The sequence below is a fragment of the Bacteroides cellulolyticus genome (assembly GCF_025567135.1).
GTDB classification, from domain to species: Bacteria; Bacteroidota; Bacteroidia; order Bacteroidales; family Bacteroidaceae; genus Phocaeicola; species Phocaeicola cellulolyticus.
Map to the genome: position 1 here is coordinate 275,017 of NZ_JAOQJJ010000002.1, position 15,998 is coordinate 291,014.

The following is a 15,998-nucleotide window of genomic DNA, read 5'->3' on the forward strand; positions in this document are numbered from 1 at the left end:
TGTCGAAAATTGCGTAAATTTGTCCGCAATTTTAATTTTGCATAATTCTATGAGTACTATTCGGATAAAAGACAAGTCGTTTACTACATTTATTACTGAAGATAAGATATTGAAAGAAGTATCGCGTGTAGCAGATGAGATTAATCGTGATTTGGAAGGAACAGAACCGCTGTTTCTCAGTGTTTTGAACGGTTCGTTCATGTTTACAGCCGATTTGATGAAGCGTATCAGTCTTCCATGCGAGATTTCGTTTGTGAAACTGGCTTCATATGCAGGAACATCTTCTACAGGGAAGGTGAAAGAACTGGTCGGTCTGAATGAAAATATAGAGGGAAGGACTGTTGTTATAGTTGAAGATATTATAGACACTGGTTTCACTATGCAACGTCTCGTGGAAACATTACGTTCAAAAAATCCAAAGGATATACGTATAGCTACATTGCTGGTAAAACCTGACAAGTTGCAGGTAAAACTGGATATTGATTATGTGGCAATGAATATTCCTAATGATTTTATAGTAGGCTACGGTCTTGATTACGACGGAAAGGGACGTAATTATCGAGATATATACACTGTAGTCAATGAATAGTGAACAAGGCTTTAGTTACAAGTTAATAGAAGGTTCCCGTCCGGATGGTAACCTTGTCAACTCGTCAACTGATAAAAACTTATATAAACTCAAAAACTTAAACAAAATGTTGAACATCGTAATTTTTGGTGCTCCTGGATCAGGTAAAGGAACTCAGAGTGCACGTATAGTAGAAAAGTATGGTTTGAACCACATTTCAACAGGCGACGTTTTGCGTGCTGAAATCAAGAACGGAACAGAACTTGGTAAAACTGCAAAAGGATATATCGATAACGGTCAGCTTATTCCTGACGCATTGATGATTGATATCCTTGCAAGTGTATTCGATAGCTTCAAAGATAGCAAAGGTGTAATCTTCGACGGTTTCCCACGTACTATCGCTCAGGCAGAAGCTTTGAAGGAAATGCTTAAAGTTCGTGGTCAGGAAGTTTCTATCATGCTGGATCTTGAAGTTCCGGAAGATGAGCTGATGACTCGTCTTATCAAGCGTGGTCAGGAATCAGGACGTGCTGATGACAATGAAGAAACAATCAAGAAACGTCTTGTAGTTTACCACTCTCAGACAGCTCCGCTTATCGACTGGTACAAGAACGATGGCAAATATCAGCACATCAACGGTCTTGGAACTATGGACGGTATCTTTGCTGACATCTGTACTGCAATTGACAAACTTTAATTTATAAGAAGGTAAAGAAGGTAAAGGAGTTAAAGAAGTTATGTTGTCTTTCAACTTAACTTCTTTAACTTTCCAACTTAACTTCTCTAACTTTCCAATCTAACTTCTCTAACTTCTAAACAAAAAAATATGGCTGAATCGAATTTTGTTGATTATGTAAAAATCTACTGCCGCTCCGGTAAGGGAGGTCGCGGCTCTGTACATATGCGTCGCGAAAAGTATGTGCCAAACGGTGGTCCCGACGGGGGCGACGGTGGTAGAGGAGGTCATGTAATTCTGCGTGGTAACCGCAATTACTGGACGTTGCTTCACCTGAAATATGAACGTCACGTGTTTGCCGAGCATGGAGGTAATGGCTCCAAAAACAAAAGCTTCGGTAAAGACGGTGCCGACAAGGTGATAGAAGTGCCGTGCGGTACTGTGGTTTACAATGCTGAGACCGGAGAGTATGTGTGCGATATAACAGACCACGGTCAGGAAGTAATTTTGCTGAAAGGCGGACGCGGAGGCTTGGGTAACTGGCATTTCCGTACAGCTACACGTCAGGCTCCACGATTTGCACAGCCGGGTGAGCCGATGCAGGAAATGACGGTGATACTGGAATTGAAACTGCTTGCCGATGTAGGTCTTGTAGGTTTTCCAAATGCCGGAAAATCAACTTTGCTTTCCACTGTATCTGCAGCACGTCCTAAGATTGCCAATTATCCGTTTACAACACTTGAGCCTAATTTGGGTATAGTGTCATATCGTGACGGAAAATCATTCGTTATGGCAGATATACCGGGTATAATAGAAGGAGCAAGCGAGGGTAAAGGACTCGGACTTCGTTTCCTGCGCCACATAGAGCGTAACTCACTTTTGCTTTTCATGGTGCCTGGTGATACAGATGATATACGCAAAGAGTATGAAATATTGCTGAATGAGCTTGCAACGTTCAATCCTGAAATGCTCGACAAGCAGCGTGTTCTGGCCATAACAAAATGCGATATGCTAGACGATGAGCTTATCAGCATGCTTGAACCGACATTGCCTGAAGGTGTTCCTCATGTGTTTATATCTTCTGTGGCGAATATGGGAATTCAGCAGCTTAAAGATATCCTTTGGGCAGAGCTTAACAAGGAAAGCAATCAGCTTGAGGCTGTAAGACGTGATGCAATCGTACATCGTTCGAAAGATGTTTCAAAACTTCAGCAGGAACTTCAGGATATGGGAGAGGATGAAGACTTTGAATATGAATATGAGGATGATGCTGACGATGATTTCGAATATGAATATGAAGAAGAAGATTGGGATGACGAACCCGAAAAATAATGAATAACTTATTTTCAACAGATAAAAGAATGTTAGTGTACGGTTTGAACGAATCGTATGCTGACATTTTTTGTTTCTCTACCACTCGACATGGCGGATATAGCACCGGACAGTATTCATCTTTCAACTGCAATCATTATTGCGGTGACAATCCGGAAAATGTAGAACGGAATAGAAGCCTGCTGGCTGATATAATGCCGTTCCGCCCAAATACATTCGTGATACCGCATCAGATACATTCTACGGAGATACGTACAATAGACAGCAACTACCTGAATTCAGATGAGACTGTAAGGAAAAATATGATTGAAGGCGTGGATGCCGTTATAACCAATCTTAAAGGTGTATGTCTGTGTATATCCACTGCCGACTGTATCCCTGTGCTTTGCTATGATATACGTAATAAGGCAATTGCGGCAATACATGCCGGATGGCGCGGTACGGTGGCACGTATAGTGGAGAAAACTCTGAGAAAGATGCATGAAGAATATGGAACGCGGATGCAAGATGTAGTAGCAGTTATAGGTCCGGGCATTTCTTTGCAGTCTTTTGAGGTAGGCGATGAGGTTTATCAGGCTTTTCAAGATGCCGGATTTGATATGAATGTCATATCACGGAGATACTCAAAATGGCATATTGATCTTTGGGAAGCAAACAGAATACAGCTTATTTCAGCCGGAGTAAATCCGGATAATATAGAAGTGAGCGGAATATGTACATATACCGCAAACGAAGATTTCTTTTCTGCCCGCAGGTTAGGAATAAATTCAGGCAGGATTATTTCGGGGATAATTCTGAAAGATGAATAATTGTTACACCATATATTTCTGTGTAAAAGTATAAAACAATTTTGAAAGCGTTTATGGAAAATAGAAAGATAAATATTGTTGTTTCAGACGAACTGAAACAGGCTTGGCCGGGTTTTCAGGGAGCTGCAGTTTTTGCCAGAGTAAAGAATTCCGGTTATAATGAACAGTTGTGGAAACGCATAGACGAGTTTACAGAACTTTACCGTTCTAAATACACCACAGATTCCATAAAGGACATGCCGTCGATACAGGCAACACGTCAGGCATACAAGAAATGTGGTAAGGACCCTAGCCGTTATCGTCCGTCGTCCGAAGCATTGTGCCGTCGTATCCTTCGTGGTATTCCATTATATCAGATAGATACTTTGGTAGATCTTATCAATCTGGCTTCCATAAATTGCGGACATTCCATAGGAGGTTTTGATCTTGATAAGATACAAGGCGATGAGCTGGTTCTTGGTATAGGTAAGGCAGGCGAGCCTTACGAAGGTATAGGCAGAGGTGAACTGAACATTGAAGGTATGCCGGTATATCGTGATGCTGTTGGAGGGGTAGGAACTCCCACAAGTGATAACGAACGCACAAAGATAACTGCCGGTACAACCAGACTTCTTGCTATAATGAATGCTTATAGCGGAAAGGAGGGACTGGAAGAGGCCGTAGGTTTTATGGTCGATTTGCTTAAAGAATTTGCCGAAGCAACGGAGATAGAAATCATTTATTTCAGTTAAGAATGAACATTTAATCTTTTTATTGGTTATACATATATAAATACAAGATTATGGATATAGAAAAGATATTGACAGAAGGTATAATCTTCAAGGGAGCAAAATCTCCTGCAGCAAAAAAAGAAGAGAAGGTTAAGACTAAGGCGAAAAAGAAAACCTATATTACCGGACTTCATAATTCCGGAGCTGCAAAGATGAAAGCAGAGATACGTCGTCGCAGAGCAAATCGTCATAAAAACGGATAAACTGTTCTGTTTTTAATGTATTGATTAAATTTGTCAATCTAATGTTATTTTTATAACATATTTTCCCGAAATTTGTTTTTAAATAAAAACTGAATAGTTTAACAACTAAAAAATGAGAATTATGAAAAAAGTATTAATGACTTTATTCGTGTTGTTTGCAGTAGTTACTGCTTACGCACAGGAAATGTATGTTGGTGGTGGAATCGGTTTATGGAGAGATACTGATGCAGAGAGAACTTCTTTCTCTATCAGTCCTGATTTCGGATATGAGTTGAATGGGAAATGGGCTGTTGGTGGACAACTGATACTTGATGTTGCTGGAGGTGAAGGTCCTTCAACTACAGCTTTTGCTATTGCGCCTTACGCACGTTTCTCTTATTATGAGAATGATATTGTACGTTTGTTCCTTGATATGGGATTTGGCGTTTCTGTCAACAAAGTTGCTCACAGTGATGCAGATGCTGGATTTGAACTTGGTGTTAAACCTGGTTTGGCAGTAAAGCTTAATGACAATTTTAGCTTCATAACTAAAGTTGGTTTTGCAGGATTCCGTCAAGACTATAGAAATAGTTTAAAGGATGGTTTCGGAGTATATGCTGATGGCGAAGCAATCTCAATCGGTATAGAATACGCATTCTAAAAAATAGCAATTCATACGTTTAAAAAACGACAGTTCATTTTAATCGAGACGTATTGTTCCCTTGATTAAAATGAACTGTCGTTTTTTTATCTCCTATTTTGTAGGATATATCATTAAATTCTTTAATTTTGTCTTTACTGATAAAATATAAAAAGGAATATTATGAAGAAACTGTTAGTTGCTATGTTATGTATGCTGTCATTTTTTCCGGCAGTTGCACAAAATAAAGTACAATGGGGTATGGAAGTAGGTGCCGGTATGTCGGCATGGATGGGTAAGAATGCAGATGGAAGCAAGCCTTTGTTTAACCCGAAAGTAGGAGTGACTTTGGATATCCCGTTGAATTGGCTTGTTTCTTTTCAGACCGGATTGAACTGGACATCAAAAGGTGCAAGCTATAAAATGTACAATAATTTTGTTACCGGTGAGAATGTCCTTTCAAAAGTACATGCCAATCAGAATTATTTCCAGATGCCTCTTTTGGCTGCATTCCATGTTGGGGCTACATCAAAGTTTGATATGGTGTTCACTGTAGGTCCGTATATTGCATATGGTATATCAGGTAAGTCGGAGACTAATATTGATGCACTTACCATGTCATGGCCAACTTTTGATGATTTATATTTAGGTGGAAAATATATTGCTGACGGGTATAATAGATTTGATGCCGGAGTCCAGACTGGAGTAGGTCTTGATTTTAAAGACTGGACTGTAGGACTTGATGCAGATTTTGGATTCTGCAAGATAGCTCCAGATGCATCACCGTATAATTTTTCCATGTATTTTACATTGGGGTATAAATTCTGATAAGTATATAAATAAAAAAAAACTCCTGACAGTCGCTTTTTTTCGGAAGTTTCTGTCAGGAGTTTTTTTCATATATATATATCAGGCATGATATTAATGGTGGAACAGACGAATGCCTGTGAATGCCATTGCAATGCCGTATTTGTCGCAAGTTTCGATAACATGGTCATCGCGTACAGAGCCACCTGCCTGTGCAATGAATTCCACACCACTCTTGTGAGCACGTTCGATATTGTCGCCGAATGGGAAGAACGCATCTGAACCAAGAGCTACACCTTTCAGTGTGTCAAGCCATGCACGTTTTTCTTCGCGTGTCAATACTTCAGGTTTTTCTGTGAAGAACTGCTGCCATACTCCGTCAGCCAATACATCGTCGTGGTCTTCGCTGATGTAGATGTCGATAGTGTTGTCGCGGTCTGCACGGCGGATTTTTTCAACCCATGGCAAGTTCAGTACTTTCGGATGCTGGCGCAGATACCAGATGTCTGCCTTGTTTCCGGCAAGACGTGTACAGTGGATACGGCTCTGCTGTCCGGCACCAATACCGATAGCCTGTCCGTCCTTGACGTAGCATACAGAGTTTGACTGAGTATATTTCAGAGTGATAAGCGCAATCATAAGGTCACGCTTTGCAGCATCTGTAAAGTTCTTGTTCTGAGTAGGGATGTTCTGGAACAAATCGTCGCCGTTCAGCTTGATTTCGTTTCTTCCCTGTTCGAAAGTTACACCGAACACTTCTTTTGTCTCGATAGGGGCAGGAACGTAGTTAGGGTCAATCTTGATTACATTATAAGTACCTTTACGTTTTGCTTTCAGTATTTCCAAAGCAGCATCTGTATATCCCGGAGCGATAACACCGTCGGATACTTCGCGGTTGATGAAACGGGCTGTCTCTTCATCGCAGATGTCGCTCAGAGCAATAAAGTCGCCGTAAGAAGACATACGGTCTGCACCGCGGGCACGTACGTAAGCATTAGCAAGCGGAGAAAGAGGAAGACCATCGACGAAGTATATTTTCTTCATAGTTTCGTCAAGTTCAAGACCGATAGCAGCACCGGCAGGGCTGACATGCTTGAATGATGTAGCAGCAGGCATTCCTGTAGCTTCTTTCAGTTCTTTTACTAGCTGCCATCCGTTCAGCGCATCAAGGAAGTTGATGTAACCGGGGCGTCCGTTCAGGACCTCAATAGGCAGTTCCCCTTCTTTCATGAAAATACGTGCAGGTTTCTGGTTAGGATTGCATCCGTATTTCAGTTCAAGTTCTTTAGCCATAATTTTTCTTGTTTATGAATTCTGTTACAAAAATACTGTTTTGTCTGCTGTTTTCCTAGTGTGGCCACTGCAATTTTTTTGACTCCAGGAAATAGACTCCGTTAGTATGATATGATTTATATGTTCCAAACAATCGTATAATGTGAAAAATACTTATATTCGCATGTCGTTAACAAATTTCTATTATATAAAAAACAATTATGAAGAAATCAATTATTCTATTTTTCTTGTCAATTTTCATGGCTTCTTCAAGTGTCTATTCTCAGAAACTGGACAATCTTTTGGAGTTGAAGCGTAATTCGCATAACAGTCTGTTTCATAATCTTGGAAAAGCATCCAAGGTTCCTGCTTTCCAGATGGAAGGCTATTGGGTGTGGGGAAGTTCGGTAGTTAAATCGCCTGACGGTAAGTATCACATGTATGTGTCACGTTTTCCAAAGTCATTGCCTTTTCATCCTGGATGGATGGTTGCTTCGGAAATAGTACATGCTGTGGCAGACAGTATTCAGGGACCATATACTTTTTCAGATGTAGCTTTGCCGCCGCGTGGTGCCCAATACTGGGATGGAAAATCTACGCATAATCCTCGTATCTTCTATTATAATAATAAATACTACCTTATCTATATGGGTTCTACACATCCTTTTGAAGAACCTACCTATGATGAACTTACACTTGACAGTAAATGGTGTATTGTGGGCAGGGCAAACAAGAGAATAGGACTGGCTGTGGCTGAAAGTCCGTATGGACCTTGGAAAAGAATGAATGAGCCTATACTGAAGACAGAACCGAATACTTTCTACAGTTTTCTTGCTTCAAATCCGTCTCCTGTAATACAGGAGGATGGTTCTGTCCTGATGATTTTCAAGGGACGTCATTACACTAAAGAAGACAAACATTCGTCAATGGCTTTGGGTGTGGCTTATGCAAAAAATATAGAAGGTCCGTACGAAGTGTTGAATGACAAACAACCTATATTCCATGTTGATGGTCAGGGTGAAGCAGAGGATCCTTTTTTATGGAAAGATGAAAAAGGATATCATATTATATTTAAAGACCATGTAGGCAAGTTTACCGGAGAAAAGGGAGGAGGTGCCATGGCACATTCTTCAGATGGCGTGAACTGGGTAATAGACAAAGACCCGAAAGCATATTCTTTGACAGTGGAATGGGAAGATGGCAGTATAGAAAAACAGGGACAGCTAGAGCGTCCTTTCATCTATTTTGAGAACGGAAAGCCTATGTATGTATTTTTTGCTACGATGGATGGTCCCGGTGGGTTTGAAAATGCTACACGTTCGTGGAACATGTGTATTCCAATAAAGTAAAAAGTATAATTGTTTCATAATAAGAATACTATGAGATTTTTAATTTTGTCTGTATTGTTAGTCTTTTCGGCATTTACATCTGCCGGAAATCTTAAACTATGGTATAACAAACCTGCTTCAGAGTGGACAGAGGCGTTGCCATTGGGAAACTCCAGATTGGGAGTAATGGTTTACGGTGGTACTGAAACGGAAGAACTCCAAATTAATGAGGAAACGTTTTGGGGAGGATCGCCATACAGAAATGATAATCCGGATGCACTGAATGTATTGCCAGAAGTCAGGAAACTTGTATTTGAAGGTAAATATGGTGAGGCGCAGGACTTGGTTAACAAAAACTTTCTTACTACGAGGAATGGAATGCCATATCAGACTATCGGTAGCCTGAAGATTAATTTCACGGGACATGAAAATGCTACGGAATATTATCGTGAACTTGATATAGAAAATGCTATAGCTTCTGTAAGTTATAAAGTTGATGGAGTGACATATAAGAGGGAACTGTTTTCTTCTATGGTAGATAATGTCATAATCATGAGAATTTCAAGTTCTGCAGCCGGTAAATTATCATTTTCCATGTCATTTGACTGTCCTTTGGAACATAAGGTCTCTGTAAGGAACAAATGTCTTTATCTGAAAGCTAAAGGTAATGACCATGAAGGAGTGAAAGGAAAACTTTTTGATGAGACTTTCGTCAAGGCTGTTAATACCGGAGGAAAATTATCTTTCGAAGATGATAAGATGAAGGTGGAAAATGCAGATAATGTCATTCTTTATATATCGTCGGCAACAAACTTTGTAAATTATAAAGATATAAGCGGTAACGGATATAAGAAAGCGTCTGATTATCTGAATGCAGCTGTGAAGAAAGATTATGAGAATGCAAAGGATGAGCATATTGAAAAGTATAGGAGTTTGTTCGGCAGGGTAAATCTGGAAATTTCATCTGATGACTTCTCAAACGAACCAACAGACCTGAGAATAAAGAAATTTAATGAGAGAAATGATGCTGGACTGGCTGTACTGTTGTTTCAATATGGACGTTATCTGCTTGTCTCGTCGTCATTGCCTGGAGGGCAGCCTGCAAATCTTCAGGGAATATGGAACAATGACGTAGTTGCACCGTGGGACAGTAAATATACAGTGAATATAAATCTGCAAATGAACTATTGGCCTGCAGAGATTACTAACCTTAGTGAGTGCCATGAGCCGTTATTCACGATGTTGCAGGAACTTTCGGAAACTGGTAGGGAAACTGCCAAGGTGATGTATGGATGTAACGGGTGGGTGCTACATCATAATACCGATTTATGGCGTTCTACAGGAGTGGTGGACGGTGCGTTTTGGGGAATGTGGCCAAATGGTGGAGCATGGCTGTGCCAGCACTTGTGGCAACATTATTTATATACCGGTGATATGGACTTTCTTGAAAAATATTATGATGTATTGAAAGGTTCTGCCGATTTCTTTATGGATTTTCTAGTTAGGCATCCTGTATATGGGTGGATGGTTACATGTCCTTCAAATTCACCGGAACATGGCCCTGACGGAGAAAACAGAAACTCGGCATCTACAATTGCGGGTTGTACTATGGACAATCAGATTGTGTTTGAACTGTTGTGTAACACTCGGGATGCATCCCGATTATTGGATAAGGATCCTGAATATATAAATAAATTACAGAGTATGATAGATATGCTTGCTCCTATGCAGATAGGTAAATATAATCAGTTGCAGGAGTGGCTTGAGGATGTAGATAATCCGAACGATAAGCACAGGCATATATCTCATGCATTCGGCTTGTATCCGGGTAATCAGATTTCTCCTTATAAAAATCCGTTGTTGTTTCAGGCTGCTAAGAATACTTTGTTGCAAAGAGGAGATGAGGCCACAGGATGGTCTATAGGATGGAAGATAAACTTATGGGCACGTCTGCTTGACGGTAATCATGCGTATAGGATAATAAGAAACTTGTTTGCAGGACGTACTTATCCGAATTTGTTCGATGCCCATCCACCATTTCAGATTGACGGTAACTTCGGATATACGGCTGGTGTGGCTGAGATGCTTATGCAGAGTCATGACGAAGCCTTGCACTTGTTGCCTGCTTTGCCAGATGAATGGAGGAGTGGAAAGGTGACAGGACTTAAAGCCAGAGGAGGATTTACCGTAGATATGAAATGGAAAGGTGGTGAATTGCTCGCTGCCAGAATAAAATCAGGTTTGGGTGGAAAACTGAGAATACGTTCGTACATTCCTTTAAAGGGAAAAGGATTGACTGAAGCTGAAGGTGAGAATACTAACCGGTATTATCAGAATGCTGATATAAAGAAACCGTTGATAGCTGAAGGACTGGATGCTGAATATCCTATATTGTATAAGATATATGAGTATGACATTGATACCCAAGCAGGAGGTGAGTATATTTTAGAACGTATGTGATAAAAATTTATAATAAGGCAAGAGTAGATTCTGTATATGTCAGATATTTACTCTTGCTTTTTATTTTTGATATTTTTTGATGTAATTTTGCACAAGAAATTTTATTAATAGATTGATTATGATAGACGAATTGCTTGAATACAACAAATCTTTTGTTGAAACAAAAGGATATGAGAAATTTCTTACTACCAAGTATCCTGACAAGAAGATTGCTATTGTGACATGTATGGATACGCGCCTTATTGAGCTGCTTCCTGCCGCATTGGGACTGAAAAACGGTGACGTAAAGATTATAAAGAATGCCGGAGGTACAATTACCCATCCGTTTGGTAGTGCCATGCGAAGCCTTTTGGTGGCAATCTACGAACTTGGTGTAGAAGAGATAATGATTATAGGGCATACAGACTGCGGTGTGCAGCATATGGATAGCGATGAGATGCTTTCGCACATGCGTGCTCGTGGAGTGTCGCAGGATCATATAGAGATGATGGAATACTGTGATGTAAATCTGCGTTCATGGTTAAGCGGTTTTGACGATACTGAGTATGCTGTAAGGAAGAGTGTCCATATAGTGCGACATCATCCGTTGATGCCGGCAGACGGTATAAAGGTCAGAGGATTTATTATTAATTCTGTGACTGGAAACCTTGTTGAAGTGGAAGCTGACTGATTTGTGATAAAAAAGGGTTGGAGATTATAGCTCCAACCCGTCTAACAGTTTTATATAAAGGCTTATAGCCTCTTCTATCTCATTAATCATTATGTATTCATCGGCAGTATGCGAACGTGATGATTTTCCCGGACCGATCTTTATTGATGTGAAAGGCATTAGTGCCTGATCTGAAAGAGTAGGTGAACCGAATGGAGTTTTACCTAGCGCAATGGCACGTTTCACTATAGGATGCTCAGGTGAGATACTTGATGAGTTCAATCTGAAGGATCTTGCTTTTACCTCACTGCTGATGTTCTTCTTTATTTCCTCGAAAAGAGTTTCGTTGGAGTAACACTCATTGCTGCGTATGTCAACCACTATGCTGCAAGTATCCGGTATGACATTGTGTTGTGTTCCGGCATTGATTTGTGTCACGGTCATTTTTACAGGACCTAATAAGGACGATTCTTTTTCGAATTTGTGAGTACGGAACCATTCTATATCCGGAAGAATCTTGTAGATTGCATTGTCGCCTTCTTCACGTGCGGCATGTCCAGAACGTCCTTGTGCGGTAACATCAAGAACCATAAGACCTTTTTCTGCTATGGCAGGATTCATTTCTGTGGGTTCGCCCACTATGCCAAGTGTTATTGGAGGTAATTGTGGAAGTACACTTTCGATGCCGTTTTTGCCTGAAACCTCTTCTTCACAAGATGCCAGAAAAATAAGGTTGTATTTCTGTTCTGTAGCACTCAAGTGTTTGTAAACCTGAAAAAGGGAAACCAATGATGCGCCTGCATCGTTACTTCCCAATCCAAACAGCTTTCCATTGTCTATCTTAGGTGTGAATGGTTGTTTACGCCATCCGTTGACTGGTTTTACTGTATCGATATGGGAGTTTAATAGAATTGTTGGTCTTGAAGTGTCGAACATTGGACTTATGCACCAAACATTGTTTCCCATACGTCCTGTCATGATGCCGGACTCTTCAATATAAGTTTGCAGGAAGTCGGCTGCTGCATCTTCTTCCCTGCTTATGGATGGTATCCCTATCAGAGCTTGAAGCAGCGTTACAGCTTCCGATGTGTAATAACTGGTATCTGTCATCATATTATTCTGATATTTTATGGCAAAGATATGTTTTATTTTAATATATCGTAACAGATTTGTGGTAAAATAGAAAAATATAATTAACTTTGCGTATTAAGAATTCTAAATAAGTATATAAAATGGGCAAATCATTTTTGTCGGACCTTGTTTTCCGCCAGGCAAAGAAATATGGTGAGAGGGTAGCTCTCAAGTATCGTGATTATTCCATATCTTCGTGGATTTCAGTTTCATGGAACAAATTTGCAGAAAAAGTAAAATATGCTTCACGTGCTATGGTGGCATTGGGCATCAATGAACAGGAGAACGTGGGGGTCTTTTCTCAGAATATGCCAGAATGTTTCTATGTTGATTTCGGAGCTTATGCTACAAGAGTTGTGACAATACCCCTATATGCCACAAGTTCTGAAGCACAGGTACATTATATCGTGCAGGATGCTTCTATAAGGTATCTTTTCGTTGGCGAACAGTATCAGTATGAAGTGGCACGCCGTGTGCAGGGTTTGTGCAGGTCTTTAAAACAGATTATTATATTTGATCCTAACGTAAAACGTCTTCCGGGAGATACTAATTCCATATATTTTGATGAATTTCTGGAAAAAGGTAAGGATGAATCTTTGCAGGAGATAGTTGACAAACGTATAGAGGCTTCTTCTCCTCAGGATCTGGCAAATATTTTATATACTTCGGGCACTACGGGTGAATCTAAAGGTGTAATGTTGCATCATTCTTGTTTCGAATTCGGTATAAAGGCGCATTACGGACGTCTGAAGACTCTTTCGGATAATGATGTAATAATGAACTTCCTGCCTTTTACTCATATATTTGAGCGTGCATGGTCATATCTTTGTATTGATATGGGATGTACATTGTGTATAAATCTTCGTCCTGCCGATATACAGAAAACCATTAAGGAGATACGTCCTACTGCTATGTGTAGTGTGCCTCGTTTCTGGGAAAAGGTATATGCAGGCGTAATGGAAAAGATAAACGAGACTACCGGTGTCAAGAAGAAACTGATGCTGGATGCTTTGAAGGTGGGAAAAGAATACAACATCAATTGTCTGATGAATGGCAAGGAGCCTTCTCCTATATTGAAACTTAAATACAAGTTCTATGAGAAGACAATATATAGCTTGTTAAAGAAGACTATAGGTATAGAGAATGGAAACTTCTTCCCGACTGCAGGAGCTGCTATTCCGCCTAAAGTAGAGGAATTTGTAAGATCGGTAGGCATAAACATGATTGCAGGTTATGGACTGACAGAGACTACAGCTACTGTTACTTGCCAGTGGATTGATGATTTTAAAATAGGATCTGTTGGCAGGGTATTACCAGGTGTGGAGATAAAGATTGGCGAAAATAATGAGATTCTCGTAAAAGGTGAGACTGTAACCAAAGGCTATTACAAAAAGGAAGCTATAACAAAGGACGCATTTACACCTGACGGATGGTTCCATACCGGTGATGCAGGATATATTGAGGATGGCCGTCTGTATTTGACGGACCGTATCAAGGATTTGTTCAAGACATCTAATGGCAAATATATTGCTCCTCAGGCTATTGAAACAAAACTGGTGGTTGATAAGTATATTGACCAGATTTCAATTATAGCAGATCAGAGAAAATATGTTTCTGCTTTGATTGTTCCTGAATATTCGCAGGTCAAGGCATATGCTGAAAGCAAGGGAATTAAATATTCAGATATGAAGGATTTGCTTGCGAAACAGGAAATCCAGGATCTGTTCCGTATGCGCATAGATACGCTTCAACAGGAATTTGCCCATTATGAACAGATAAAGAAATTTACTTTGCTGCCTGAACCTTTCAGTATGGAAAAGGGTGAGCTGACAAATACATTGAAAATAAAGAGACCTGTATTGATGAAGAATTATGCAGCTCAGATAGAGAAGATGTATGAGGAGTAACTTGGTCATTTTGTGTTTTTTGACTAACTTTGTAGCCGCAAAAAAGAAATAAGATGATTACAATAGAACAACTCAAGGATTTAAAGGAACGTACAGAGGCTCTTTACCGCTATTTGGATATTGAAAACAAACAGGTTCAGGTGGAGGAAGAACAGCTCCGCACACAGGCTCCGGGCTTCTGGGATGATGCAAAGAAGGCTGAAGCACAAATGAAAAAGGTTAAAGGGCTTCAGGCTTGGATTGATGGATATAAGGAGGTTAAAACTCTTGTTGACGAACTTGAACTGTCATTTGATTTCTTCAAGGATGAATTGGTGACAGAACAGGAAGTTGATGAAGCTTATAATAAGGCTCAGACAGCTGTTGAAGAGCTTGAACTGAAGAACATGCTTCGTTCGGAAGCTGACCAAATGGATTGCGTACTGAAAATAAATTCAGGTGCAGGGGGTACTGAAAGTCAGGACTGGTCGTCAATGCTTATGCGTATGTATATGCGTTGGGCGGAAAGTAATGGTTATAAACTTTCTGTAGCAAACCTTCAGGAAGGCGACGAAGCCGGTATCAAAACTGTGACTATGAATATCGAAGGTCCATATGCATACGGTTATCTGAAGGGAGAAAACGGTGTTCATCGTCTGGTGAGAGTGTCTCCATATAACGCTCAGGGTAAGCGTATGACTTCGTTCGCTTCGGTTTTCGTTACTCCTTTGGTTGACGATTCTATTGAAGTTACCATTGAGCCTGCACGTATTTCATGGGATACATTCCGAAGTGGTGGCGCAGGAGGTCAGAACGTAAATAAGGTTGAATCCGGAGTTCGTTTGCGCTATCAGTATAAAGATCCTTATACGGGTGAAGAGGAAGAAATCCTTATTGAAAACACTGAGACTCGAGACCAGCCTAAGAATAAGGAAAACGCTATGCGACAGTTGCGTTCTATTCTTTATGATAAAGAACTCCAGCACCGTATGGAAGAACAGGCTAAGGTAGAAGCCGGAAAGAAGAAGATAGAGTGGGGCTCGCAGATAAGAAGTTATGTATTCGATGACCGTCGTGTAAAAGACCATCGTACAAACTATCAGACATCAGATGTGAATGGTGTTATGGATGGTAAGATAGATGGCTTTATAAAAGCATATCTGATGGAGTTCTCGGACAGTGAAATTTGATTTCTTATAATTTTTTGTGTTCTGTTTTTGGTATTTATCAATTAAATAGTAATTTTGGGGTAATTAACAATAAAAATATTTGCTATGAGCCAGAAACATAACATTAAGAGACAGAATTACGAGAAACGTCAAGAGGAAAAGGCTGACAAAGTGTTCAAAATAGTATGTATTTCTATATTTGTATTGGGAGTACTGCTGGCAATTGCATATAGTGTAGCATCTTGATTTTTCTAAAGTATAAATAAAGGCTGTCGGATATGAACAATATCCGGCAGCCTTTGTTCTATTTATAAACACA

The 15,998-nt window shown here is 40.1% G+C and carries 16 protein-coding genes; 14 read left to right on the forward strand and 2 right to left on the reverse strand.

The annotated features are described in order from the left end of the window. The first annotated feature begins 49 nt into the window (after window positions 1–49). The 8 genes from hpt (at window position 50) to OCV82_RS04375 (ending at window position 5,805) form a co-directional block, all read left to right on the forward strand. Window positions 50–589, forward strand: a complete 540-nt coding sequence (gene hpt, locus OCV82_RS04340; RefSeq protein WP_154043289.1) for a hypoxanthine phosphoribosyltransferase — start codon at window positions 50–52, stop codon at window positions 587–589. A 106-nt stretch (window positions 590–695) separates the two neighbouring features. Further along, window positions 696–1,265, forward strand: a complete 570-nt coding sequence (locus OCV82_RS04345; RefSeq protein WP_154043290.1) for an adenylate kinase — start codon at window positions 696–698, stop codon at window positions 1,263–1,265. Between the two features lie 129 nt (window positions 1,266–1,394). Then, a complete protein-coding gene (obgE, locus tag OCV82_RS04350) occupies window positions 1,395–2,576 on the forward strand; it encodes a GTPase ObgE (protein ID WP_154043291.1) in 1,182 nt (393 codons plus the stop codon). Further along, on the forward strand, window positions 2,576–3,385 hold the full coding sequence (pgeF, locus tag OCV82_RS04355) for a peptidoglycan editing factor PgeF (RefSeq protein ID WP_154043292.1): 810 nt from the start codon (window positions 2,576–2,578) through the stop codon (window positions 3,383–3,385). Before obgE ends, pgeF begins: the two co-directional genes overlap by 1 nt. Window positions 3,386–3,453: 68 nt before the next feature. Continuing rightward, window positions 3,454–4,116 carry a B3/B4 domain-containing protein gene (locus OCV82_RS04360; protein ID WP_154043363.1) on the forward strand — a complete coding sequence of 221 codons (663 nt, stop codon included), beginning with the start codon at window positions 3,454–3,456 and terminating at the stop codon, window positions 4,114–4,116. A 50-nt stretch (window positions 4,117–4,166) separates the two neighbouring features. Next, complete coding sequence (locus tag OCV82_RS04365) at window positions 4,167–4,358, forward strand: hypothetical protein (protein ID WP_154043293.1); 192 nt, start codon at window positions 4,167–4,169, stop codon at window positions 4,356–4,358. A 121-nt stretch (window positions 4,359–4,479) separates the two neighbouring features. Continuing rightward, the gene (locus tag OCV82_RS04370; protein WP_154043294.1) at window positions 4,480–4,998 is read left to right on the forward strand and encodes an outer membrane beta-barrel protein; all 519 of its coding nucleotides are present in this window, start codon (window positions 4,480–4,482) and stop codon (window positions 4,996–4,998) included. A 162-nt stretch (window positions 4,999–5,160) separates the two neighbouring features. After that, window positions 5,161–5,805 (forward strand): porin family protein, encoded by a 645-nt coding sequence (locus OCV82_RS04375; RefSeq protein WP_154043295.1) that lies wholly within the window; start codon window positions 5,161–5,163, stop codon window positions 5,803–5,805. 93 nt (window positions 5,806–5,898) lie between these two features. Here OCV82_RS04375 and OCV82_RS04380 read toward each other — a convergent pair whose 3' ends face one another. Next, window positions 5,899–7,077 carry a phosphoribosylaminoimidazolecarboxamide formyltransferase gene (locus OCV82_RS04380; protein ID WP_154043296.1) on the reverse strand — a complete coding sequence of 393 codons (1,179 nt, stop codon included), beginning with the start codon at window positions 7,075–7,077 and terminating at the stop codon, window positions 5,899–5,901. A 239-nt stretch (window positions 7,078–7,316) separates the two neighbouring features. Between OCV82_RS04380 and OCV82_RS04385 the strand changes: the two genes are divergently transcribed. The 3 genes from OCV82_RS04385 to OCV82_RS04395 all read left to right on the forward strand — a co-directional run bounded on the left by OCV82_RS04385 (window position 7,317) and on the right by OCV82_RS04395 (window position 11,514). Beyond that, window positions 7,317–8,405, forward strand: coding sequence for a glycoside hydrolase family protein (locus OCV82_RS04385; RefSeq protein WP_394802646.1), 1,089 nt, complete (start codon window positions 7,317–7,319; stop codon window positions 8,403–8,405). Window positions 8,406–8,435: 30 nt separating this feature from the next. Beyond that, on the forward strand, window positions 8,436–10,844 hold the full coding sequence (locus OCV82_RS04390; protein WP_154043298.1) for a glycoside hydrolase family 95 protein: 2,409 nt from the start codon (window positions 8,436–8,438) through the stop codon (window positions 10,842–10,844). A gap of 118 nt (window positions 10,845–10,962) precedes the next feature. Continuing rightward, the gene (locus OCV82_RS04395) at window positions 10,963–11,514 is read left to right on the forward strand and encodes a beta-class carbonic anhydrase (RefSeq protein ID WP_154043299.1); all 552 of its coding nucleotides are present in this window, start codon (window positions 10,963–10,965) and stop codon (window positions 11,512–11,514) included. A 24-nt stretch (window positions 11,515–11,538) separates the two neighbouring features. On the opposite strand, the gene OCV82_RS04400 is transcribed toward OCV82_RS04395, so the two are convergent. Beyond that, window positions 11,539–12,603 carry a M20 family metallo-hydrolase gene (locus OCV82_RS04400; protein WP_154043364.1) on the reverse strand — a complete coding sequence of 355 codons (1,065 nt, stop codon included), beginning with the start codon at window positions 12,601–12,603 and terminating at the stop codon, window positions 11,539–11,541. Between the two features lie 122 nt (window positions 12,604–12,725). Between OCV82_RS04400 and OCV82_RS04405 the strand changes: the two genes are divergently transcribed. From OCV82_RS04405 to OCV82_RS04415, 3 genes are all read left to right on the forward strand, one after another. Next, window positions 12,726–14,531: an AMP-dependent synthetase/ligase gene (locus tag OCV82_RS04405; RefSeq protein WP_154043300.1), complete on the forward strand. Its 1,806-nt coding sequence runs from the start codon at window positions 12,726–12,728 to the stop codon at window positions 14,529–14,531. Between the two features lie 53 nt (window positions 14,532–14,584). Next, complete coding sequence (prfB, locus tag OCV82_RS04410; RefSeq protein ID WP_154043301.1) at window positions 14,585–15,700, forward strand: peptide chain release factor 2; 1,116 nt, start codon at window positions 14,585–14,587, stop codon at window positions 15,698–15,700. An 84-nt stretch (window positions 15,701–15,784) separates the two neighbouring features. Beyond that, window positions 15,785–15,925, forward strand: a complete 141-nt coding sequence (locus OCV82_RS04415; RefSeq protein ID WP_204393864.1) for a hypothetical protein — start codon at window positions 15,785–15,787, stop codon at window positions 15,923–15,925. Window positions 15,926–15,998: the final 73 nt, after the last annotated feature.